A 20,970-nucleotide genomic window follows, 5' to 3' on the forward strand; every position below is an offset into this window, starting at 1 on the left:
ATTTATTGGCCGAGGCGGGCAAGAAGGGCGGTGGCACGCGGCGCCGGCCAGCGGCGGACGACGAGCGGCTCCGTTCCGCTGCCGACATCGACGCCCTCGCCCGGCGACAGCACCACCGGTTCGCTGGTTGGCCGGCGGACCGCGACGCTGCCTCTGACGACCAGAACCGACGTCTTGCCGCTTGCTACATCGACGGCCCATTGCGTGCCGCGCACCGCGGCGATCGCCTGCGGCGTCACGACCTGAAAACCGCCGGCGTGCTGGCTGCTGTCGACGTCGACCAGGACAGCCTTGCTGCGCAGCGATAAGGAATCGGGGCTGCCGTCACGGTTGCGGTCGGCGAGACGGAAGGAAGCGCCCGCTTCCGCCGTGATTTTGACGCCGCCCGGACAACTGAGCACTTGGCGGGCGCCCGCATCGCGCGACATCGCGCAACCGGCAGACTGGGCAAAGGCGGCCGCATGCGAAAACAGGCCGACAGCAAGTGCGGCGGCAAGCAGACTGCGAAGCATCGTATGCATGGAAAGCCCCTTTGACCGCGCGGAACAGCTTTTGCGAGAGTGTTCGCCAACCGTCTTCTTCCATTTGCGGCATGATAGCCGAATTCGGATGTTTCCCTATGCGAAAAAAGCAGCGTGGCACGTTCAGCGGCCGGTAACGGCTTCGGGCGCCGGTCCGGCATAACGCGCCCGCGGCCGGATCAATTGGCCGCTGTCGATCTGCTCCATCGCATGCGCCAGCCAGCCGGTAGAGCGGGCAATCGCAAAGATGATGATCGGCGCCTCTCGCGGGAGATCGAAGGCGGCGGTCATCGCCGCGAGCGCAAAATCGGCGTTGACCTTATCGCCGACTATCTCCTCACCGATTTCCCGCACCTCGGCAAACCGCGGCGGCAGAGGAAAATGCGAAAGCAGCGCAAGAGCCCTGACATCGCCGTCGGGATAGAGCGGATGGCCGAAGGCCGACAGGTGATTGCCCTGAGCAAGCGTGCGGCGGATCGCCTGCTCTGCGCCAAGTGCGGAAGCAACTTCTATCAATGCCCCGACACTCTGCCAGGCGGCGCCGTGCAATGGTCCAGTCAGCGTCGCAAGACCGGAAAGCACCGCAGCCGAAAGGGCGGCACCCGCCGATGCCGTCACTCGTGCTGCAAAGGTCGAGACATTGAGTTCGTGGTCGGCAAGCAGAACCAGCGCGCGGCGCAGGCAATCGCCCGCCTCCGGGCGCTGCCAGCTTGCCGCAAGCCTGAGATGCAGCGGCTGGCTCGCAGGGCCAGGCGCCAGCGCATCGGCTATGGTGGAGAGAACCCCGAGCGCCTCGCGCCGAAGCGCCGCCTGCGATCGGCCGAGCGACGGCAGATCAGTCGTCACGCGCGCGGCCAGCGCCACGAAGGCGGCCTCAAGGGATGGCGCGGCATTTGCATTCCCGATGCCGGACGAGAGTGTTTCCGCTCCGTTCCAGAGCAAGGCGGCCGTCTGTTCCAGCGTCGCAGTGTCGGCGAAATCGGCAGCATCCCGTCCGCGATAGAAGAGGCGCCCGCCGGTGATGGTCGAGATCGCCGACGCGAGCACAGGGTCGCCCCACCGAATCGTCTCGGCGGCGACCGTTTCGGCCTTGCGGCGTCCGGCATGGCGTTCGGCCAACCGCTGCACATCGGCAGCCTGATAGAGGCTGCGGCGCGGGTCGACGGGATCGGGCTTGGCGCGGATGCGGCCGCGACTGACATTGGCATAAAGCGTCTGCGGCTTGGTGCCGAGTTCGGCCAGCGCTTCTTCCGCTGTCAGCCAGCTCATGTCGGTCTCACATTGATCAATTGCGTCAAGATTGACGTCAACTAAAGTAGATCCGATCTTTCATCCGGTAAAGGAGAAAGACCCATGAAAAATGGTTTGGAAGATGTCATTGCCGCTGAGACCCAGCTCTCGGATGTGGACGGCGAAGCCGGCCGACTGATCATCCGCGGCGTATCGCTGGATCATCTGGCAGGAAGCAGCACCTATGAGGACGTCGCCGCCCTGCTGCTGGACGGCCTGATCGAGCCGCATCTCGACGCAAGCGAATTGCGCCGTCGGCTCGGCCAGGCACGCATGGAAGTTTTCGCCGAAGTCAAGACTGCCGATACTCGCTTGCTGAAGCTGCCGCCGGTCGATGCTATGCGTGCTCTTGTTGCCCGCCTACCTGACGGCGAGGATATAGATACCGTGCTTCGTCTGCTTGCCGCAACCGCCGTCTTCCTGCCGGCGGTTCTGCGCCTGCAGCGAGGCGAAAAGCCAGTAAAGCCCGATGCGGGCCTCTCACAGTCGACCGACATCCTGCGCATGCTCTTAGGCGCGGTGCCGAGTGTCGAGCAGACCGCAGCCCTCGACACCTATCTCGTTGTGATCTCGGATCACGGCCTGAACGCCTCGACGTTCGCATCGCGTGTCATCGCCTCGACCCGCGCCGGCCTCACCTCCTCGGTGCTGGCGGCGATCAGCGCGCTCAAGGGACCGCTGCATGGCGGCGCGCCGGGACCGGTGCTCGATATGCTGGACGGTATCGGCAGCGAGGCCAATGCCGGCCCCTGGCTATATCAGGCGCTCGATCGCGGTGAACGGTTGATGGGCTTCGGCCACCGAGTCTATCGCGTGCGCGATCCCCGTGCCGATGCCCTGAAGAATGCGTTGAAGCCGCTCGTTGCCGCAGGCCAGGTCAATGCCAGCAGAATCGCGCTTGCCGAAGCAGTGGAACAGGCAGCCCTCGCGATTCTGAAAGAACGCAAACCCGACCGGCCGCTGGATGTGAATGTGGAATTCTATACCGCGCTGCTGCTGGAAAGCCTCGGTTTCCCGCGCGATGCCTTCACCGGCGTCTTCGCGATCGGCCGCACCGTCGGCTGGATCGCCCATGCCCGCGAACAGGCGCTGGAAGGCCGTCTCATCCGCCCGCGCTCGGTCTACGTCGGGCCGTTGCCGGAAGCAGCGTGACGCAAAGAAAAAGCCGCTCCCTCGTTTCAGAGGGAGCGGCCGAATTTTAAACCAACCGGCTCTGTTCCGTCGCCGCTTCGATGAAGCTGGCAAAAAGCGGATGCGGATCGAGCGGACGGCTTTTCAGTTCGGGATGGTACTGCACCCCTATAAACCAGGGATGATCGGGATATTCGATCGTCTCCGGCAGCACGCCATCCGGCGACATGCCGGAGAAGACGAGGCCGCAGTTCTCGAGCCGGTCCTTGTAGTCGATATTGACTTCGTAGCGATGGCGATGACGCTCGGAAATATCGGTCGAGCCGTAGATTTCAGAGATTTTCGTGCCCTTCTTCAACGCCGCCTTGTAAGCGCCGAGACGCATCGTGCCGCCAAGATCGCCGGCCGCCGTGCGCTTCTGCAACTCGTTGCCCTTGACCCACTCCGTCATCAGGCCGACCACCGGCTCCTTCGTCGGGCCGAATTCCGTCGAGGATGCCGCTTCAACGTCGGCGAGATTGCGTGCCGCTTCGATGACGGCCATCTGCATACCGAAGCAGATGCCGAAATAGGGAACCTTGCGCTCGCGGGCGAAGCGCGCCGCGTGGATCTTGCCCTCGGAGCCGCGTTCGCCGAAGCCGCCGGGCACGAGAATGCCGTGAACTTTTTCAAGATAGGGTGCGGGATCTTCCTTCTCGAAGACCTCGGACTCGATCCATTCGAGCTTGACCTTGACGCGATTGGCGATGCCGCCGTGATGCAGTGCTTCGATCAGTGACTTGTAGGCATCCTTGAGGCCGGTGTACTTGCCGACGATGGCAATCGTCACCTCGCCTTCCGGCGTGCGGATGCGGTTGCAGACCTCTTCCCACTGGTTGAGACGCGGCTTCGGCGCCGGCTCGATGCCGAAGGCGGCGAGCACTTCGTCGTCGAGGCCTTCCTTGTGATAGGCCATCGGCACGTCGTAGATATTGGCGACGTCGAGCGCCTGGATAACGGCGGATGGACGCACGTTGCAGAACAGCGAAAGCTTGCGGCGCTCGGCTTCCGGGATTTCCCGGTCGGCGCGCACCAGCAGGATGTCGGGATGGATGCCGAGCGCCTGCAGTTCCTTGACGGAATGCTGCGTCGGCTTGGTCTTGAGTTCGCCGGCAGCCGGAATGTAAGGCATCAGCGTCAAGTGGACGTAGACGGCAGTGCCGCGCGGCAGATCGTTGCCGAGCTGGCGGATCGCCTCCATGAACGGCATCGCCTCGATGTCGCCGACCGTGCCGCCGATCTCGCAGATGACGAAATCGTAGTCGTCATTGCCCTCGGTGACGAAATCCTTGATCTCGTTGGTGACGTGCGGAATGACCTGCACCGTCGCGCCGAGATAGTCGCCGCGCCGTTCCTTGTCGATGATGTTCTTGTAGATGCGGCCGGTGGTGATGTTGTCGGTCTTGGTTGCCGAGCGCCCTGTGAAGCGTTCGTAGTGACCAAGATCGAGATCGGTTTCCGCGCCGTCGTCGGTGACGAAGACCTCGCCGTGCTGGGTCGGGCTCATCGTGCCCGGGTCCACGTTCAGATAGGGGTCGAGTTTGCGAAGCCGCACCCGATATCCACGGGCCTGCAGCAATGCTCCGAGAGCCGCGGCCGCAATTCCTTTTCCGAGAGAGGAAACCACGCCGCCAGTGATGAATACGTATCGCGCCATGGGATTCACCGGATACCTTTTCAAAAACGATTCCACCAGCCCAAAAATTCTTTTCCGGAACTTTCGGAGCGTCGCGCGGGAATCTGAACAAAAGAAAACCGGCAGACCCGAGGGCCTGCCGGCGGTTTATGTCGAAGACCGGCTTACTGCCCCGTCGGGACGCCGGCGGGCTGAGCCGGCGCCGGCGTGGCCGGAGCCGCGGGCGTTGCCGGAGCAGTCGTCGACGGAGCTGCCGGGGCAGTCGTCGCAGGTGCATTTGCAGCCGGAGCCTGGGCAGCCGGTGCCGGAGCGGCAGCGCCGCCGTTCGGAACACCATTGCCGGCCGGCTGGGCCGGAGCCTGCGCGCCGCCGCCAAGCGAATCAAGAATGCCGTTGCCCTGGCCACCTGTGGCCGGAATGCGGTCAAGAATGTCGGTCGGACGGCGCTCGTAACGGGTCAGGATGCCCAGGCCGAGCGAGGTGAGGAAGAACAAGGTCGCCAGGATCGCGGTCGTGCGCGTCAGCGCATTGGCGGTGCCGCGGGCCGACATGAAGCCCGAGCCGCCGCCGATGCCGAGACCGCCGCCTTCCGAGCGCTGAATGAGCACAACGCCGACGAGGGCGAGCACGATCATGAGATGGATGACAATCAATACTGTCTGCATGGGTCCAGTCCTGCCCGTCCGGAGACGGGCAAAGTTAAGAATTCTGGCGGCTCTTTACATGAGGCTTTGATCTATTCCAAGCCCTTCGGCCAGGAATAAACCCGGGAATGAACAATGCCTCAGGCGAGCAGCCCTTCATAGGCCCGGTAGATGGCGAGGAAGTCGGCGGCTTTCAAGCTCGCGCCGCCGATCAGCGCTCCGTCGACATTGGCGATGCCAAGCAATTCGGTGGCATTGGCCGGTTTCACCGAGCCGCCATAGAGAAGGCGCATCTTGCGACCTTCATCGCCGAAGCGGGCCACGAGTTCTGCGCGCATGAAGGCATGCGCCTTTTCGACATCGCCTGATGTTGGCGTGACACCAGTGCCGATCGCCCAGATCGGCTCGTAGGCGATGACTGTGTTCTCGGCGTTCGCGGCATCGGGAACGGAGGCGGAAAGCTGGCGCTTGATAACGTCGAGTTCCTGACCGGCGCGGCGTTCGTCCGCCGTCTCGCCGATGCAGATGATCGCGGTCAATTCGGCGGCGAAAGCCGCCTCCGCCTTGGCGCGGACCAGATGATCCGTCTCGGCATGATCCGTGCGCCGCTCGGAATGGCCAACGATCACATAGGTCCCGAAACTATCGGCGATCATCTCTGCCGAGATATCGCCGGTATGGGCGCCTGACGGTTTCTGGTGGCAGTCCTGCGCGCCGATCGCAAGCGGGCTGTCGGTGCACAGCGCCGTCGCCACATAGAGCAGCGTCGTCGGCGGGCAGATCAGCGCCTCGACCTTATTGGCGAGCGGAGCGCGAACGCCCTCGGCGATCGCCTTGATCTGATCCAGCGAGGCACGCGTGCCGTTCATTTTCCAATTTCCCGCCACGAGCGGGCGCACGTCAGGTGTCATACCGGCCTTCCACAAAATTCATGCCCTTGGCCGCATTATCAAAAGCTTGCAGCAAAGAAAAGCATCATGCCCTTGACGTAAGGGGAATCTCCGCGGTCTCAAGCATATTTTCTGCCGAAATTACGCCTCAGCCGGCGAGAATCCAGTTGAGCACCTGGCGCCAGTCGATCATCCGGATCGGCGTTCCGTGGTTCCCGGTCTGAAACAGCGTGAAGCGCGTCGGATATTTCGCCTTGTGCAGGCTTTCGAACAGTGCCTGCTGGTCGGCTGCGGCATAGACCGGATCGCGGCTGCCATGCGCAAACCAGAGCGGCAGCTTGGCCTTGTAGAATGGGCTCTTGATGAAATCAGGATCGGTCACCCCGCTCATGACAAGCATGCCCTTCAGCCGCTTGACGCTGTCGCCGTCGCGCGCGACGCCCCAGCAGACCTGGCTGCCCATCGAGGCGCAGGAAAGGATGATCGGCCGGCCCGGCGATTGGGCGCTGGCATAGCGGATCAGGCCTTCGATCGCCGCAACGCCATCACTGTCGAAGCTTCTCACCGTCGGCGAATAATAGACGCCGCCATTGCCGGCGACGAGGTTCTTCAGTCGGTTGAAATTGCCGCCGAAGCTGTAGTCATTGGCCCCAAGCCGGCGGTCGCCGTCGCGGCCGTGGATGAAGATCACCGTGAAGGCGGCATTCTGAGCCGGTCCCACCCTGGTGACATCGAGCTTCATGCCGTCGAGGGAAAGAGTCTCGTCCGCCTGGGCCTTGCGGATGCCGAGCGCCACATATTTCTGCTGGACCCGCTTCTGGGGGATCTGGTCGCGGCCGTTGATATCGCGCATCTCGTCATAGTCGATCACCTCGAGGGCGCCGTCGTCGCCTGTCTGGAGCACGGCCTGCTTCGAGAACAGATCGTCCTTGAAGGGGGGCAGCGCATCCCCCGCTCTTGCCGGTCCGCCTAGGGAAAGCGTAGCTGCGGACAGCAAAAAGGCCGCAATTGCTGATATAACGGTGCAATGACTTGTGGACATTCGCATGCGGATGGTTTCCTGAGGCCTGCCGCCGCTTGCCATTCCGCGCCCGGCAACGCAAACCATGTCTGAAAAGCCCGCCGAAACAGGCGGTGTCGCGTAAAGAGGTGCTTTCTGGCAGAATCTGCCTGATTCGCAAACCTGACGTAAAATGCGGTGATTTTGGGTCCGCGGCGGATGCCCGCCCAAGACAGGAAGATCTGAACGGCTCCATGGACGACAGCAACGACCTTTTTTCCGGACTGCCCCTCGAAAAGCGCGAGGAGGCACAGAAGCCCGCCGCTGCGGCCGAACGTGCGCCTGTGGCTGCACCGCCCCTTAGCCCTCGCCCCGCGCCTGCCGCTTCGAACGCGGATGAGTATGGCGCTTCGTCGATCCGCGTTCTCGAAGGTCTCGAGCCGGTGCGCATGCGCCCGGGCATGTATATCGGCGGCACCGACGAAAAGGCGCTGCATCACCTCTTCGCCGAAGTCATCGACAATGCGATGGACGAAGCCGTCGCTGGACATGCCAATTTCATCGAGGTGCATCTCGATCTGCAGGGCTATCTCTCGGTCTCCGACAACGGCCGCGGCATCCCGGTCGAGAACCATCCGCAGGTGCCGGGCAAGTCGACGCTCGAAGTCATCATGACCAAGCTGCATGCCGGCGGTAAATTCGACGGCAAGGCCTACGAGACCTCGGGCGGTCTGCACGGCGTCGGCGTCTCGGTTGTCAACGCGCTCTCCGACTTCCTCGAAGTCGAGGTCGCGCGAAACCGCAAGCTCTACCGCCAGCGATTCTCTCGCGGCCTGCCGCAGGGCGGGCTCGAGGAATTGGGCGATGTCCACAATCGCCGCGGCACGCGCGTGCGCTTCCATCCAGACCCCCAGATCTTCGGGGATCACATGAAATTCGACGCGGGCCGCGTCTTTCGCATGGCGCGATCCAAGGCCTATCTCTTCGGTGGCGTCGAGATCCGCTGGAGCTGCGAGCCGGGCGTTTTGCCCGAAGGTTCGGAAGTCCCCGATAAAGCCGTCTTCCACTTCCCCGGCGGTCTGAAGGACTATCTCCAGGCGACGATGGGCAAGGAATTCACCGTCACCCGCGAAATCTTCGCGGGCAAGACGGAGAAGACGAGCGGCCACGGCTCGATGGAATGGGCAATTACCTGGTACGGCGGCGACCCGCAGGTCCATTCCTACTGCAACACCATCCCGACCCCCGAAGGCGGCACGCATGAGGCGGGCCTGCGCATTGCGCTGACCAAGGGCCTGAAGGCCTACGCCGAGCTGACGCAGAACAAGCGGGCCGCGCAGATCACTACCGACGATGTGATGATCTCGGCTGTGGGCATGCTGTCGGTCTTCATCCGTGAGCCGGAATTCGTCGGCCAAACCAAGGACAAACTTGCAACAGTCGAGGCTCAGCGCCTTGTCGAGAATGCGCTCCGCGATCCCTTCGATCACTATCTTGCCGACAATCCGAACGAAGCGGCCAAGCTGCTCGATTGGGTGATCGAGCGCGCCGAAGAGCGACTGCGTCGCCGCAAGGAAAAGGAAGTCAACCGCAAGACGGCCGTACGGAAATTGCGCCTGCCCGGCAAGCTCGCCGACTGCTCGCAGAACACCGCCGAGGGCGCCGAACTCTTCATCGTCGAGGGCGATTCGGCAGGCGGTTCGGCCAAGCAGGCGCGCAACCGCGCCAACCAGGCAATTCTGCCGCTGCGCGGCAAGATCCTGAACGTTGCCAGCGCCGGCCGCGAAAAACTCGGCGCCAACCAGCAGCTCGCCGATCTCATCCAGGCGCTTGGCTGCGGCACGCGGTCGAAATACCGCAACGAAGATCTGCGCTACGAGCGCATCATCGTCATGACCGATGCCGATGTCGACGGCGCCCACATCGCTTCACTGCTTATCACCTTCTTCTATCAGGAGATGCCGGAGTTGGTGCGCGGCGGCCATCTCTTCCTCGCGGTGCCGCCGCTCTACAAGATCACCCAAGGGTCGAAATCCGCCTATGCCCGCGACGACAATCATCGCGCCGAGCTGATGCAGACGGAGTTCAAGGGCAAGGCCAAGGTCGAGATCAGCCGCTTCAAAGGTCTCGGCGAGATGATGCCCGCCCAGCTGAAGGAAACCACGATGGACCCATCCAAGCGCACGCTGCTCAAGGTGTTGATCGACGAGGTGGATTTCGAAGGCACCCGCAGCGCCGTCGACGATCTGATGGGCACCAAGCCGGAAGCCCGTTTCCGCTTCATCCAGGAGCGCGCGGCCTTCGCTGAGAACCTCGACATCTAAGGCATGTGCGGGCGCGCTGAACGGTCGGGTTGATCCAGTCCGGCGCGCCGCATTTCAGCATTCACGATTTCACGGAACTGACGAAGAACCGTAACAACTCCGTCAAACAACCGGCGCATGAAGCGGTCGGCGCGCGACCTCTCCTGAGAGAGGAACGCCTGCGCTTGTTCCAACCGTTTTCAACCTTGCCGGATATTTGCCATGACCAAGCGTTTTCTCGCGACTGCCGCTTTCGTTCTCCTGTCCAGCACTGTCACCGTCAGCGCCACCGATATCGGCGCCACCTTCGAGACCGCCTGCCCTTTCGGCGATTGCGCCGCCGGCATTTCGCTCTCCTATCTCGGTGAATTCGTTATCCCGACAGGTCAGATGGAAAACGGCGTTGAATTCGGCGGCATCTCAGGCCTCGATTTCGATGCCGCTACCGGCCACTATATCGCCATCAGCGATGATCGCTCGGACAAAGCCCCGGCCCGCTTTTATGAACTCGACGTCGATGTCGATGCCTCAAGCCTGAAGGGCGTTTCCATCCTCAAGCACGTCACCCTCAAGGACAATAACGGCGAGCCTTTCGCCGCAAAGACCGTCGATCCGGAATCGATCCGCCTCGGCAAGGACGGCATCTACTGGGGTAGCGAAGGCGATGCCAAGGTGCTGCTGCCGCCCTTCATCCGCGTTTCGTCGCCTGATGGTTCCTTCATCCGCGAATTCAAACTGCCGGAGGGCTTCGCGCCGACCGCCGACAAGTCGAGCGGTATCCGCGACAACCTCGCCCTCGAAGATCTCGCCGTAGCCCCCTCGGGCGATGTTTTCGTCGGTGTCGAAGCCGCCCTTTATCAGGACGGCCCGAACCCCTCGCTGACATCGGGCAGCCTGTCGCGGATCATCCGCTATGACGGGGCAACCGGCGAGCCGAAGGCTCAGTACGTCTACCCGGTTTCGCCGATCCCGCAGGCGGCGACCAAGGCCGACGGCGGCAATGACAACGGCATGTCCGAGATGCTCGCCCTCGACGATCACCGCCTGCTCGCCGTCGAACGCAGCTATGCCCAGGGCTTCGGAAACAACGTCAAGATCATGATGATGGATCTCGCCGACGCCACTGACGTATCCGCCATCGCCTCGCTCGCCAAGAACGACCAGCGCGTCGTTCCCGCCCGCAAGAGCCAGGTTCTCGATCTGAGAGCGATCGGTCTCGTTCCCGATAATATCGAGGCCATGTCACTCGGCAAGGCGAAGGACGGCAGCGACGTCCTCATTCTCGGCTCGGACAATAATTTCTCGGCCAACCAGAAGACGCAATTCTACGCCTTCAAGATTCAACGACGTCCGCAGCAGTAAGATGCTGGCATCTGACGGTCGAATAGCGACGCTTTGTATACGCTTTCACGCTGCGCACCTTGAAACCGCCGGGATCATGGCCCATAACCAGAGTACAAGAATAAGAAGAGGCGCGTGTGGGTGTGTTCGATCGTCAGAAAGCCAATCATGAGCCGCGATGGCTGGGGTCGTCGACGCCGACACGCACGCCGCTGATCCCTTCTATCTCGGCGGCGCGCTGGCTGCTTGTCCTGATCGTCGCGGCCGGCGTCTATTTCTTCTATGGCTTCCTCGTGCCGGTGCTTGCCGCCCTCGTCATCGGCTTTGCCAGCTGGCCGCTCTACCGCAAGCTTCTTGCCCGCGTCGGCGGCAATACGACGATCGCCGCGACCATCGCCATCGTCATGATCGTCACCTTCCTGGTCATCCCGATCGGGCTGGCAGTCGCTTATACGACGGGCGAAGTGCGCACCTGGCTCACCTGGGCGATCCACGCCAACCGCGCCGGCGCCTCGACGCCTGATTGGATCGTCGCCTTGCCGCTTGCGGGTTCCTATCTCGATGAAGTCTGGACCAAGTATATCGGCAGTCCTGGCGCCCTGGGCGAGCTCATCCAGGCTGTCAGCGGCGCCCATATCGGCAACATCTACCGCGCCGTCCTTGCGGCCGGCGGCGGCGCCTTCCATCTTCTCCTGACGCTGCTCTTCATGCTGATCGCGCTGTTCTTCGTCTATCGCGACGGCTTCTCTTTCTCCAAGCAGATCGACATGCTGGGTGAGCGCATCCTGCCGAACCGCTGGGAGCGGATTTCCCGCGTCGTGCCGGCGACGATCAGTTCCACCGTCATGGGGATGACGCTGATTGCGATCGGCGAAGGCATCGTGCTCGGTGTCGCCTACTGGATAGCCGGCGTCCCCTCGCCGGTGACGCTCGGCGTGCTCACGGGCGTTATGGCGCTGATACCGGGCGGTGCGCCGCTCTCCTTCACGCTGGTCTCGATCTATCTGCTGGCGAGCGGCTCGCAAGTGGCCGGCATCGGCCTCTTTGTCTGGGGTACCGTCGAACTCTTCATCGTCGACAAGACGCTGCGGCCGAAGCTCGTCGGCGGACCGATCAAGCTGCCCTTCCTGCCGACTTTCTTCGGACTCGTCGGCGGTGTGAAGACGATGGGTTTCCTCGGCCTCTTCATCGGCCCGGTGCTGATGGCGTTGATCGTCGCCATCTGGCGCGAGTGGATTCACGAGGCCCGCAGTGTCGAAAAGATGGAAACGGGACCGCAGATCGTCATCGACGAGCAGGCTCCCCCGGCCAAAACGATCCCTCGCGTCGCCGAAGGCTGAGCGTTCGCCGAACCTTATCCCAGCCGCTTTTCCATGAACAGGCTGAGCGGGTCCGGCAGGTAGCTGCCGAAAGGTTCGATATCCCGATATCCGTATTTGCGGTAGAGGGCGATCGCCTCGGGCTGGTAGATGCCGGTTTCGAGCTGGATCGCCGTCAGTCCTTTTTCTGCGGCGATCGCCTCCATCGCGTTCATCAGGCTGCTGGCGATCCTCAGTCCCCTCGCTTCGGGGTCGACGAACATGCGCTTGATCTCCGCCGTGCCGTCGCCGGCTTCGACCAGCGCGCAACATCCGACGATCGCACCGTCATTGCGGGCGACGAAGAAGCTCACCGAAGGCTTCTCAAGCGATGAAAGGTCAACCAGATGGTTGCTTTCCGCCGGATAGAGCGATTGCGCATAGGCATCGGAAAGATCGAGAAGGCGGATGATGCCATGCTGGCGCGGCGGCTCCTGGGCGATGGTGACGGACATGCTGGCTCCGTTGCTTGCAAGAGGCGCAAATTTTTCCCGACATGACGAAGAGTTAATGCCTTCGCCTTCTTTCGGTTGGAATTGCGCCATCTACGGCGATGTCAGGTTCAATAGCCAAGGGGGCGGAATATGCAAGCGGTGCTCATTGCCATGACCATTCTCGGCTGCGACGATTCCGTCAGCCAATGCAGTTATGTCGCGACGGTCGACAAGCGCTGGGAAACCGTTGCCGCCTGCGATGCCGAGGCCGAGAACCGGCTGAAAGCCTATGCCAATGTCAGCTATCCCTCGGTGATCGCCGTGTGCGAGGCGCCGAAAGCGCTCGCCGCCGCCGAACCGCCGAAGCCGACACCTTTGCCTGCGGCTACCGCCGAGACCGCTCCGGTGCCCACCGCGGACGCCGAAGAACCGGTGGGAAGGCTCGCCGGCTTCGCTGAAAACATCGCCGGCCAGGTCCGCGCGCATCTTCCATCAGGCCGAGACGTCAAGGAGACGCTGTCCAAACCCGTGCACTTCGTATCCGCCAGCTATTCCTGGGTGGTGACGCGGCTGAACGATTAGGCCGCCGCAAGCGCCGCATAGACACGGGCTGATTGCCGCTGTTCAGCGACACTCAGTTTTTCCACCATGTCGAGCAACTCGCCAACAGCACCGTGGTTGCCGTCGTGATGGCGGAATTTTTCGAGGAGACGGCCGCAGACATTGCCGAGCAGGCTGCCCGGAGCTTTCCTGGCGGCGTCGCGCCAGAGCAGCGTCGCCTCGACGAAGATGACGCTGATGTCCCTCGGCAGGCCGGCGGATTCGTAGAGCGCGCGCACCGCATGCATGCGCCCGGTCGCCAGGATCGACCGCACCCTGCGCTCGCCACAACTGCTCAGGTCGACGATCGCGGCAGCAAAGAAATCCACCTTGCCGGCACAGAGCGCATGCATCAGGAAGGATGGCGTCAGCCGGCCGTTGAGGCGCAGATGTTCGACGAGATCGGGTATTTCACGCGGCGCGATGTCGCCGGCAATCGCAACGATGGCAGCTTCGGTCGCCTCCCGGCTGATGCGCTGGAGCCGCTGCAGGCCGATTGCAGCTTGCGCCAGCGGCAGACCGACCAGCGCATTGCTGACATGCTGGGTGAGCAGTTGGCGAGCGTCCGCCGGAAGATCGCTACGGTCGAGAAGCAGATTACGGATGTCGCAATTGTCGCCGAGCCGTCCGGCGATGCGTTTCAGCGATTGGCTGGAGATCGCCGCGCCGTCGTTTTCAAGCAGGCAGAGAAGTTCCTCTTCGTCGCCGACCTCGGCAAGAGCGGCGGAAACCGGGCGCGTCACATGGGCTCTGGCAGCAATCAGCATGCGGGTCGCGCCGTTGCCGCGCGCGGCAAGGTCGACGAGATCGGCATCGCTCAAAAGCGGCGAACAGGTGACGGCGTGGCAGGCGACCTCGGGCTGGTCCTCGGCAAGCGAAAGGATCAGGCTGCGCGGCGCATCGGGCGACCAGGCGATCGCCTCGGCAAGCGCAAGCCGCACACGCGGCGACGGATCGTCGAGAAGAAAGGTCATCGCCATCTCGGCCGCCTTGCGCTCGTCCGCAGACATAGCTGACTGCAGGTAGGCCCGACCGAGCGCATTTGCCGCCCTGGCCCGGTCACCGGTCTTGGCGGTTTCGATCCAACGAAGGAAAGCTTCTACGATCACGCGATGCCCCAGCACTCGAACGCGATTCCCTCGCGTTCCATTCACTGCTGCGACCGTATCGGCAAAAGGTTTAAGATTCGTTCACCATGTTTCTTAAGCCTTTGTGTGTCATGCCGATTGGGTTTCGACGTGGGGTCGGAGCATCTCGAAAACATCGCTGCCTTCGCTGTAATCCATATAGCCCATGCGCGCTACCGGCCGGGCGATCGACATGTCGAGGCGGCCGTTTCTGACGATCGCCTCATCGATATGAATGCCGACCACCTCGCCGAAGACGAGGACGTTTTCGGAAGGGGCGCCCGACAGGGTTTTTGGCTCAATCATCTCGGTGACCCGGCATTCGAGAACCGCGAAAGCCTCGCCGACATAGGGCGCGTCTATCAGTTCGGCCTGCTTCTGTGTCAGGCCGGCAAAGTCGAATTCGTTGCTGCCGTAGGGCAGTGCCGCCGACGAGAGGTTCATCTTCTCGGCAAGGTTACGGCTGACAAAATTACAGGTGAAAACGCCAGTTTCAGCCGCGTTGCGCTGGCTGTGCTTGCGCCCGGCGGAAGAAAACATAACCAGCTTCGGCCGGTCGGCTACGGCATTGAAGAAGGAATAGGGCGCGAGGTTGATCGAACCGTCCCTGCCCTTGCTGCCGATCCAGCCGATCGGGCGCGGCGACACGATCGCCTTGAAGGGGTCATGCGCGAGCCCGTGCTGGTTGTTGTCGGTGGTGTAGAACATCAGTCCTCTCCGCCGACCCAGGTCACGGTGTCGGCAAGCTCCGGCCGCGGACGCTCGATTGCCGGAAATGTCGTCGAGCCGATATGGATGAAACCAGCCACTTTCTCGTCATGCCCAACGCCGAGCAGCGGATAGGCGCGTTCGTCATAGGCGAACCACTCCGTCAGCCAGTTGGCGACGTAGCCATTCGCATTGGCGGCGAGAATGACGTTGAAGCAAAGCGCGCCTGCCGACATCAGTTGCTCCCATTCCGGGATCTTGATATGCGGCCCCGCCTTGCTGACCACGGCGACGACCACCGGCGCGCGGGTGAAACGGGTGCGCTCGACCTGGATCATCTCTTCGGAAAGCTCGGGATTCTTTTCCAGCGCGAGCTTCAGAAGCGCTTCGCCGAGATGGGCTCGCTGCTCTCCGCGATAGACGATGAAGCGCCAGGGGGCGATCTTGCCGTGATCGGGAACACGCGAGGCAAGACGCAGAATATCCTCGATCTCGGCCTTCTCTGGGCCTGGTTCGCACATCTGAAAAGCGGGGATGGAGCGGCGCACAGCAAGGTAGTCGATCAGCTTGATATCGGATTTCATGCGGGAGAAGCTTTCATTTTTAGGCTGCTGCAAAGCGTGGGTCTTGAATTTGCCATCGCGTTGGTCTTGAAGTGGCCTTTGCGATTTCAGAAGTCAATCGGTTCACGAAACAGATGTTTGGCATTTCGCCTTTTGCACGCATCGCCCTCGCCATCACACTGTTGGCATTGACGACCTGCGGCGCCGGCGCCCAGGAGGCCTTCAAGGACTTCAAGCAGCTCGAATCGACGTCAAAGATGCCGAAGCTCAACGCCTTCATCGCGCCCGGCACGGCGCCTGAAGTCGCCAAGCTGCGCGATGTCGCAATGGAGGCCAAGCTGACATCGGACGGTGCGCCGATTGAGGACGGCCTTTCCTGGTACGTTTTCAGCCCGATTGCCGGAACTGACGGCAAGCTGCCACTGATCGCCAGCGCCAAGGGTGGGCCTGCCGCCTTCCAGCTCGCTCCCGGCGATTATTTCGTCAACGTCTCCTTCGGCCGCGCCGGCGTCACCAAGAAACTGACCGTGCCTGTCGACGGCGAGGTCGACAAGCAAGTGATGGTGCTCGATGCGGGTGGCCTGCTGCTCAACGCAGTCTCCGGCACCGATGCCCGCATCCGTCCCGATCAGCTGAGCTTTTCGATCTATTCCTCGGAAGTGCGTGACGACGGCGAGCGCGGGCTCGTCATGGCCGATGTCTCACCGAATACGGTCGTCCGTCTCAATGCCGGCACCTATCACATCGTTTCCGAATATGGCAGCGTCAACGCCGTCATCCGCGCCGACATCCAGGTCGAGGCCGGCAAGCTGACCGAGGCGACGATCCAGCACCGCGCCGCGCAGATCACCTTCAAACTGGTCTCCGAAACCGGCGGCGAGGCGATCGCCGATACGGCCTGGTCGATCCTGACGGCAGCCGGCGACAGCGTCGGCGAAAGCGTCAGCGCCTTTCCGACGATGGTCCTCGCAGAGGGCGGATATTCCGCCGTCGCCCGTAACAAGGATAAGATCTACCAGCGTGATTTCACCGTCGTCGCCGGCAAGAATACCGATGTAGAGGTCCTGATGAAGGACCAGCAGCCGGAGCAGCCGGTGAGCGCGGCCCGCACGGTGCAGCAGGCTCCGGCCGGCACGCCACCGCCCCCGGGCGTTCAGCCGGCTCCGGAACAGCCGTTGCCCTCCTACGAGCAACTCGCGCCGCAGGGCGACGACGGCTCCAGCCTGGATTGATTTCCCGCAAGCGGTTTCGGCCTAGCCGAAGCCTTTTTGCAGCGCGCACTTTGGCGGCGCCATCGAGAAAACGGCCTCGTAGAGATGCTCAAGCAGATTCTTGCGGTCGCCGCCGCTTCTCAGGGTCTCCCAAGTCAGCACTTTGCCGACATGCGCCGTGATCGTCCTGCCGGATAGCCGGCGAAATTCGCGGATCAGGAGCGATAGGCGCAGCGTCATGGATACCCGGCTCGCCAGATGGAATAGCAGGCCGTTCTGACCTTCGAAATAGATTGGTAACACGCTGGCGTGCGTCGCCTGGACGAGCTTTGCCGGAAACATCTTCCACGGCAGATCCTCAGCGCGGCCGAAGCCGTTCCTGGCGGTCGCCACACCACCCGCCGGGAAGACGATGATGGTGGTGCCCTCCTTCAGCAGCCGAACGGCCTCGTGCCGGCTCCTCATGTTGATGACCATCGCCTCCCTGGTCTCTTCGAAGGAAATCGGCAGCGAATAGGGCTCCATCTCCGGCACCTTCAAGAGGTCGTTGTGGATCAGTACTCTGAAGGGGCGACCGAGCTGCTCGGCAAGCGCCAGTACGGCCACCCCGTCACCGATGCCGAAAGGGTGGTTGGCGACGATGACGATCGGCCCTGCAGGAACGCGCTCGAGCGGCCAGCTGCCCCTGACATCGAGCTCGACGTCGATGAGATCGAGCAACTTTCCGAACACGCGGTCGCTCTTGCCGATGATGTCGCTGCGCCAGATGTCGTAGAGCCTGACAAAGCGATCGCGGCCCGAGAGTCCCTCGATCGAGCGGATCAGCCAGCGCTTTAGCCGCGGATCCCGGTCATTGGCATAGGATAATTCTTCAAAGCGCAATTCGGCGTCGGTACGAGCCCGCTCCACGTTCGTGACGAGAATATTGCGGCTTCATGACAGATTTCCGACAGCGCCAGCGCGGCGCTGTCGGAGCCAACGGTTTTCAGGCCGCCCTGGCTTTCTTTGCTTCGGCCTTGCGGCGGACGTCTGGCGGCGTTGCTTCCAGAGCGAGGCTCTCGACGGCGGCGTCGAGCCCCATCGAAACCTGGTCCTGGCTGCCGAGACGGCGGATATTGACCGTGCGCTCTTCGGCTTCCTTCTTGCCGCAGACGATGATGACGGGAACTTTCGTGACGGAATGCTCGCGGATCTTGTAGTTGATCTTCTCGTTACGGAAGTCGGTCTCGACATGCAGCCCCGCGTCGCGCAGCGCATCCGCCACTTCCCCGCCGTAAGCGTCGGCTTCCGAGGTAATCGTCGCAACGACGACCTGCAGCGGCGATACCCAGAGCGGCATGTGACCGGCGAAGTTCTCGATCAGGATGCCGAGGAAGCGTTCCATCGAGCCGCAGATGGCCCGGTGGATCATCACCGGCTGCGTCTTTTCGGAGTTGCTGTCGATATAGAAGGCGCCGAAGCGTTCCGGCAGGTTGAAGTCGACCTGCGTCGTGCCGCATTGCCATTCCCGGCCGATTGCGTCCTTCAGCGTATATTCGAACTTCGGCCCGTAGAAAGCGCCCTCGCCCGGCAGGATACCGGTCTTGATGCGTCCTTCGGATTGCGCCTCGATCGTCTTCAAGACATCGGTCATGACTGCTTCCGCACGGTCCCAGAGTGCGTCGGAGCCGACGCGCTTGTCCGGACGTGTCGAAAGCTTGACGACGATTTCCTTGAAACCGAAGTCTTCATAGACCGACAGGATCAAGTCGTTGATCTTCAGGCATTCGGCCGCCATCTGCTCGTCCGTGCAGAAGATGTGTGCGTCGTCCTGTGTGAAGCCGCGCACGCGCATCAGCCCGTGCAGTGCGCCCGAGGGCTCGTAGCGATGCACGAGGCCGAATTCGGCGAGACGGATCGGCAGTTCGCGATAGGACTTCAGGCCATGCTTGAAGATCTGCACATGTCCAGGGCAGTTCATCGGCTTCAATGCGAAGACGCGATTGTCCGCTTCCTTGTCTTCCGGATGCGTCGTGGCATGGGCCGATTTCACGGCGAACATATTTTCCTGGTACCAGCCCCAGTGGCCTGAGGTTTCCCAGAGTGCGGTGTCGAGCACCTGCGGCGCGTTGACTTCCTGATAGTCGGCGGCAAGACGGCGGCGCATATAGGCGACGAGCGTCTGGAAGATGCGCCAGCCCTTGCCGTGCCAGAAGACGACGCCCGGGCCTTCTTCCTGGAAATGGAACAGGTCCATTTCGCGGCCGAGCTTGCGGTGATCGCGCTTTTCGGCTTCGGCGAGCACGTGCAGATAATTGTCGAGATCGGCCTGATCAGCCCATGCCGTGCCGTAGATGCGCGACAGCATGGCGTTTTTGCTGTCGCCGCGCCAGTAGGCGCCGGCAACCTTCATCAGCTTGAAGGCGGTGCCGATCTGGCCTGTCGAGGCCATGTGCGGGCCGCGGCAAAGGTCGAACCATTCACCCTGATTGTAGATCTTCAGATCCTGTCCTTCAGGAATCGCATCGACGAGTTCGACTTTGTAGTTTTCACCTTTGGCGGCAAAAACTTCTTTGGCCTTCTCTCGCGACCAGATCTGCTTGGTGAAGGGCGCGTTGCGGGCGATGATTTCCTTCATCTTCTTTTCGATCTTCGGCAGATCGTCAGGCGTGAAAGGCTCGTTCTTCGCGAAGTCATAATAGAAGCCGTTCTCGATCACAGGACCGATCGTCACCTGGGTGCCGGGCCAAAGCTCCTGCACCGCTTCGGCCATGACGTGCGCGGCATCGTGTCGGATGAGTTCCAGCGCGCGGCCGTCCTTGCGCGTGATGATTTCGATCTTGCCGTCGGTCACGGCATCGGAAAGGTCGCGCACGGCGCCGTCGATCGCAATGGCGACGGCGCTCTTGGCAAGCGACCTGGAAATGGATTCGGCGACATCCTTACCGGTCGCGCCAGCCGGGAAGCTGCGCACCGAACCATCGGGAAATGTCACGGAAACGGATTGGGACATCGAAATTCTCCTTGTCCAGTCCCGCCAACGAATGCGGGTGGTTGAAACGGAAGCGTCATCCCGCCAGGATGCGCTGCCGCCTGATACTCAGATTTCCCTCGTGAGTAAAGAAGAAGCCGGCCTACATGATCATTTCGGCAAGGCCGCACACTGTATTCCAGTTGCGCATCGTGCCGACGCCGAGGCGCTTGGTCGTCAGCGCCGAAAGCAGCTTGGATTGGCTCGGCTTGCCGGCGAAATCGATCCAGAGGTCGCCGCCGACGACGGCGAGGCGCTGGCCTTGCGCCAACAGCGGCTTCAGCGCCTCCACCTTCTTCGGATCCACCGGCAGGCGCATCACCCGAACGATGACCTGATCACCGCTACCATCCTTGAAGGGATTGGTGCTGCAAAGCGCCATCCAGGTGCAGTCGCTGCGCACGATGATATCGACATGCTTGCCGAACTTCTCTTCGAAACCCTCTTCGAGCGCGACCTCGAGTTCGTGCGGCCTGACTTCGTCGGCCTCGAAGACGAGATTGCCTGTTGAAACCAGCGTGCGCGGTTCGCGATAGCCGAGCTCTTCGGCAAGCGCGCGCAAATCTTCCATGATGACGCGGCGATCGGGCGTCAGGACGATGCTGTGGAGGAGCGCGACGAACATGCTCATAGCCATTCACTCTCCTCCGCTCCTTCGCACTCGATGCCGTAGTCACCAAGTGGTGACTGCGTCTCACGCGTCGCCGCTGACCGGATCCCCGAAATGCGACTATGTCTGCCGGGCATCGTCATGGCGCTTCACCCTCTTTTGCGTCCGAGGGCAATATAGCGCCACGGCGTCCACCAGCGAAACTCGGCGCCGAGCGCCTCAGGCACCTGGTCGAGGCCGCTGGTGCCGCCCGGGCCGCATCGGCCGACGCGAAAAAGTGTCATCCAGCCGCCGGCCCAGAGCCCGTGGCGGGCGATCGACTCGTAGCCATATTCGGAGCAGGTCGGGATATGGCGGCAGGAATTGCCGATAAAGCCGGAAAGCGTCAGCTGATAAAAACGGATGAGCCCCATGCCGAGCAGACGGTCGGGAGTCTTGCGGAAGGGGCCGGTATAGTTGCGGGAACGGCGTGCCGTGATTCTACGCGGTTTTGCCGAGCCGGCGGCACCACCGTCGTCCTCATCGCTGGCCTGCAGGGCGCAGAACTCGCACAT

Annotated in this window: 20 protein-coding genes; 6 read left to right on the plus strand and 14 right to left on the minus strand. The window is 62.3% G+C overall.

What is annotated here, in order from left to right; all coding sequences use genetic code 11:
- Positions 1–2: 2 nt before the first annotated feature.
- Together NE852_RS10740 and NE852_RS10745 are read right to left on the minus strand one after the other, a co-directional pair.
- Positions 3–521, minus strand: coding sequence for a FecR domain-containing protein (locus NE852_RS10740; RefSeq protein ID WP_008526294.1), 519 nt, complete (start codon positions 519–521; stop codon positions 3–5).
- A gap of 123 nt (positions 522–644) precedes the next feature.
- Entirely contained in the window at positions 645–1,790 is a 1,146-nt protein-coding gene (locus tag NE852_RS10745) for a citrate synthase (RefSeq protein WP_258156502.1), read from the minus strand.
- Positions 1,791–1,874: 84 nt separating this feature from the next.
- Between NE852_RS10745 and NE852_RS10750 the strand changes: the two genes are divergently transcribed.
- Positions 1,875–2,963 (plus strand): citrate synthase/methylcitrate synthase, encoded by a 1,089-nt coding sequence (locus tag NE852_RS10750; protein ID WP_008526283.1) that lies wholly within the window; start codon positions 1,875–1,877, stop codon positions 2,961–2,963.
- A 46-nt stretch (positions 2,964–3,009) separates the two neighbouring features.
- Here NE852_RS10750 and NE852_RS10755 read toward each other — a convergent pair whose 3' ends face one another.
- The 4 genes from NE852_RS10755 to NE852_RS10770 all read right to left on the minus strand — a co-directional run bounded on the left by NE852_RS10755 (position 3,010) and on the right by NE852_RS10770 (position 7,199).
- Entirely contained in the window at positions 3,010–4,638 is a 1,629-nt protein-coding gene (locus NE852_RS10755; RefSeq protein ID WP_008526281.1) for a CTP synthase, read from the minus strand.
- 143 nt (positions 4,639–4,781) lie between these two features.
- Complete coding sequence (gene secG, locus NE852_RS10760; protein WP_258156503.1) at positions 4,782–5,282, minus strand: preprotein translocase subunit SecG; 501 nt, start codon at positions 5,280–5,282, stop codon at positions 4,782–4,784.
- A 119-nt stretch (positions 5,283–5,401) separates the two neighbouring features.
- Positions 5,402–6,172 carry a triose-phosphate isomerase gene (gene tpiA, locus NE852_RS10765; RefSeq protein WP_258156504.1) on the minus strand — a complete coding sequence of 257 codons (771 nt, stop codon included), beginning with the start codon at positions 6,170–6,172 and terminating at the stop codon, positions 5,402–5,404.
- Between the two features lie 127 nt (positions 6,173–6,299).
- The gene (locus NE852_RS10770; RefSeq protein WP_008526267.1) at positions 6,300–7,199 is read right to left on the minus strand and encodes a phospholipase; all 900 of its coding nucleotides are present in this window, start codon (positions 7,197–7,199) and stop codon (positions 6,300–6,302) included.
- 206 nt (positions 7,200–7,405) lie between these two features.
- Between NE852_RS10770 and parE the strand changes: the two genes are divergently transcribed.
- The 3 genes from parE to NE852_RS10785 all read left to right on the plus strand — a co-directional run bounded on the left by parE (position 7,406) and on the right by NE852_RS10785 (position 12,135).
- Positions 7,406–9,475, plus strand: a complete 2,070-nt coding sequence (gene parE, locus NE852_RS10775) for a DNA topoisomerase IV subunit B (RefSeq protein WP_258156505.1) — start codon at positions 7,406–7,408, stop codon at positions 9,473–9,475.
- 201 nt (positions 9,476–9,676) lie between these two features.
- Entirely contained in the window at positions 9,677–10,816 is a 1,140-nt protein-coding gene (locus NE852_RS10780; protein WP_258156506.1) for an esterase-like activity of phytase family protein, read from the plus strand.
- Positions 10,817–10,932: 116 nt separating this feature from the next.
- Positions 10,933–12,135 (plus strand): AI-2E family transporter, encoded by a 1,203-nt coding sequence (locus NE852_RS10785; protein WP_008526241.1) that lies wholly within the window; start codon positions 10,933–10,935, stop codon positions 12,133–12,135.
- A 14-nt stretch (positions 12,136–12,149) separates the two neighbouring features.
- Here NE852_RS10785 and NE852_RS10790 read toward each other — a convergent pair whose 3' ends face one another.
- Entirely contained in the window at positions 12,150–12,608 is a 459-nt protein-coding gene (locus tag NE852_RS10790) for a GNAT family N-acetyltransferase (protein WP_008526240.1), read from the minus strand.
- A gap of 129 nt (positions 12,609–12,737) precedes the next feature.
- On the opposite strand from NE852_RS10790, the gene NE852_RS10795 reads away from it, so the two are divergent.
- On the plus strand, positions 12,738–13,169 hold the full coding sequence (locus tag NE852_RS10795; protein WP_008526238.1) for a hypothetical protein: 432 nt from the start codon (positions 12,738–12,740) through the stop codon (positions 13,167–13,169).
- Here NE852_RS10795 and NE852_RS10800 read toward each other — a convergent pair.
- The 3 genes from NE852_RS10800 to NE852_RS10810 all read right to left on the minus strand — a co-directional run bounded on the left by NE852_RS10800 (position 13,166) and on the right by NE852_RS10810 (position 15,606).
- Complete coding sequence (locus NE852_RS10800; RefSeq protein WP_008526236.1) at positions 13,166–14,311, minus strand: DUF2336 domain-containing protein; 1,146 nt, start codon at positions 14,309–14,311, stop codon at positions 13,166–13,168. The two genes, NE852_RS10795 and NE852_RS10800, sit on opposite strands and share 4 nt — an antisense overlap.
- Before the next feature lie 93 nt (positions 14,312–14,404).
- Entirely contained in the window at positions 14,405–15,022 is a 618-nt protein-coding gene (locus NE852_RS10805) for a flavin reductase family protein (RefSeq protein WP_008526234.1), read from the minus strand.
- Positions 15,022–15,606 (minus strand): nitroreductase, encoded by a 585-nt coding sequence (locus NE852_RS10810; protein ID WP_008526232.1) that lies wholly within the window; start codon positions 15,604–15,606, stop codon positions 15,022–15,024. The genes NE852_RS10805 and NE852_RS10810 overlap by 1 nt, the downstream gene beginning before the upstream one ends.
- Before the next feature lie 113 nt (positions 15,607–15,719).
- On the opposite strand from NE852_RS10810, the gene NE852_RS10815 reads away from it, so the two are divergent.
- Positions 15,720–16,817, plus strand: coding sequence for a hypothetical protein (locus NE852_RS10815; protein ID WP_008526230.1), 1,098 nt, complete (start codon positions 15,720–15,722; stop codon positions 16,815–16,817).
- A gap of 21 nt (positions 16,818–16,838) precedes the next feature.
- Here the strand turns inward: NE852_RS10815 and NE852_RS10820 are convergent, their stop codons facing one another.
- From NE852_RS10820 to yidD, 4 genes are all read right to left on the minus strand, one after another.
- Positions 16,839–17,678: a lysophospholipid acyltransferase family protein gene (locus tag NE852_RS10820; RefSeq protein WP_008526228.1), complete on the minus strand. Its 840-nt coding sequence runs from the start codon at positions 17,676–17,678 to the stop codon at positions 16,839–16,841.
- A 103-nt stretch (positions 17,679–17,781) separates the two neighbouring features.
- Positions 17,782–19,788, minus strand: coding sequence for a threonine--tRNA ligase (gene thrS, locus NE852_RS10825; protein WP_258156507.1), 2,007 nt, complete (start codon positions 19,786–19,788; stop codon positions 17,782–17,784).
- 121 nt (positions 19,789–19,909) lie between these two features.
- Positions 19,910–20,437, minus strand: coding sequence for a DUF1697 domain-containing protein (locus NE852_RS10830; protein ID WP_008526216.1), 528 nt, complete (start codon positions 20,435–20,437; stop codon positions 19,910–19,912).
- A 128-nt stretch (positions 20,438–20,565) separates the two neighbouring features.
- The gene (yidD, locus tag NE852_RS10835) at positions 20,566–20,970 is read right to left on the minus strand and encodes a membrane protein insertion efficiency factor YidD (protein ID WP_008526214.1); all 405 of its coding nucleotides are present in this window, start codon (positions 20,968–20,970) and stop codon (positions 20,566–20,568) included.

Origin of the sequence: Rhizobium sp. Pop5 (genome assembly GCF_024721175.1) — a bacterium.
GTDB lineage: Bacteria > Pseudomonadota > Alphaproteobacteria > Rhizobiales > Rhizobiaceae > Rhizobium.

Bases quoted from the DNA above. Each gene is read 5' to 3' on its own strand.
- NE852_RS10740 (WP_008526294.1), bottom strand. From the start codon at position 521: ATGCATACGATGCTTCGCAGTCTGCTTGCCGCCGCACTTGCTGTCGGC.
- NE852_RS10745 (WP_258156502.1), bottom strand. From the start codon at position 1,790: ATGAGCTGGCTGACAGCGGAAGAAGCGCTGGCCGAACTCGGCACCAAG.
- NE852_RS10750 (WP_008526283.1), top strand. From the start codon at position 1,875: ATGAAAAATGGTTTGGAAGATGTCATTGCCGCTGAGACCCAGCTCTCG.
- NE852_RS10755 (WP_008526281.1), bottom strand. From the start codon at position 4,638: ATGGCGCGATACGTATTCATCACTGGCGGCGTGGTTTCCTCTCTCGGA.
- secG (WP_258156503.1), bottom strand. From the start codon at position 5,282: ATGCAGACAGTATTGATTGTCATCCATCTCATGATCGTGCTCGCCCTC.
- tpiA (WP_258156504.1), bottom strand. From the start codon at position 6,172: ATGACACCTGACGTGCGCCCGCTCGTGGCGGGAAATTGGAAAATGAAC.
- NE852_RS10770 (WP_008526267.1), bottom strand. From the start codon at position 7,199: ATGCGAATGTCCACAAGTCATTGCACCGTTATATCAGCAATTGCGGCC.
- parE (WP_258156505.1), top strand. From the start codon at position 7,406: ATGGACGACAGCAACGACCTTTTTTCCGGACTGCCCCTCGAAAAGCGC.
- NE852_RS10780 (WP_258156506.1), top strand. From the start codon at position 9,677: ATGACCAAGCGTTTTCTCGCGACTGCCGCTTTCGTTCTCCTGTCCAGC.
- NE852_RS10790 (WP_008526240.1), bottom strand. From the start codon at position 12,608: ATGTCCGTCACCATCGCCCAGGAGCCGCCGCGCCAGCATGGCATCATC.
- NE852_RS10795 (WP_008526238.1), top strand. From the start codon at position 12,738: ATGCAAGCGGTGCTCATTGCCATGACCATTCTCGGCTGCGACGATTCC.
- NE852_RS10805 (WP_008526234.1), bottom strand. From the start codon at position 15,022: ATGTTCTACACCACCGACAACAACCAGCACGGGCTCGCGCATGACCCC.
- NE852_RS10810 (WP_008526232.1), bottom strand. From the start codon at position 15,606: ATGAAATCCGATATCAAGCTGATCGACTACCTTGCTGTGCGCCGCTCC.
- NE852_RS10815 (WP_008526230.1), top strand. From the start codon at position 15,720: ATGTTTGGCATTTCGCCTTTTGCACGCATCGCCCTCGCCATCACACTG.
- thrS (WP_258156507.1), bottom strand. From the start codon at position 19,788: ATGTCCCAATCCGTTTCCGTGACATTTCCCGATGGTTCGGTGCGCAGC.
- NE852_RS10830 (WP_008526216.1), bottom strand. From the start codon at position 20,437: ATGAGCATGTTCGTCGCGCTCCTCCACAGCATCGTCCTGACGCCCGAT.
- yidD (WP_008526214.1), bottom strand. From the start codon at position 20,970: ATGTGCGAGTTCTGCGCCCTGCAGGCCAGCGATGAGGACGACGGTGGT.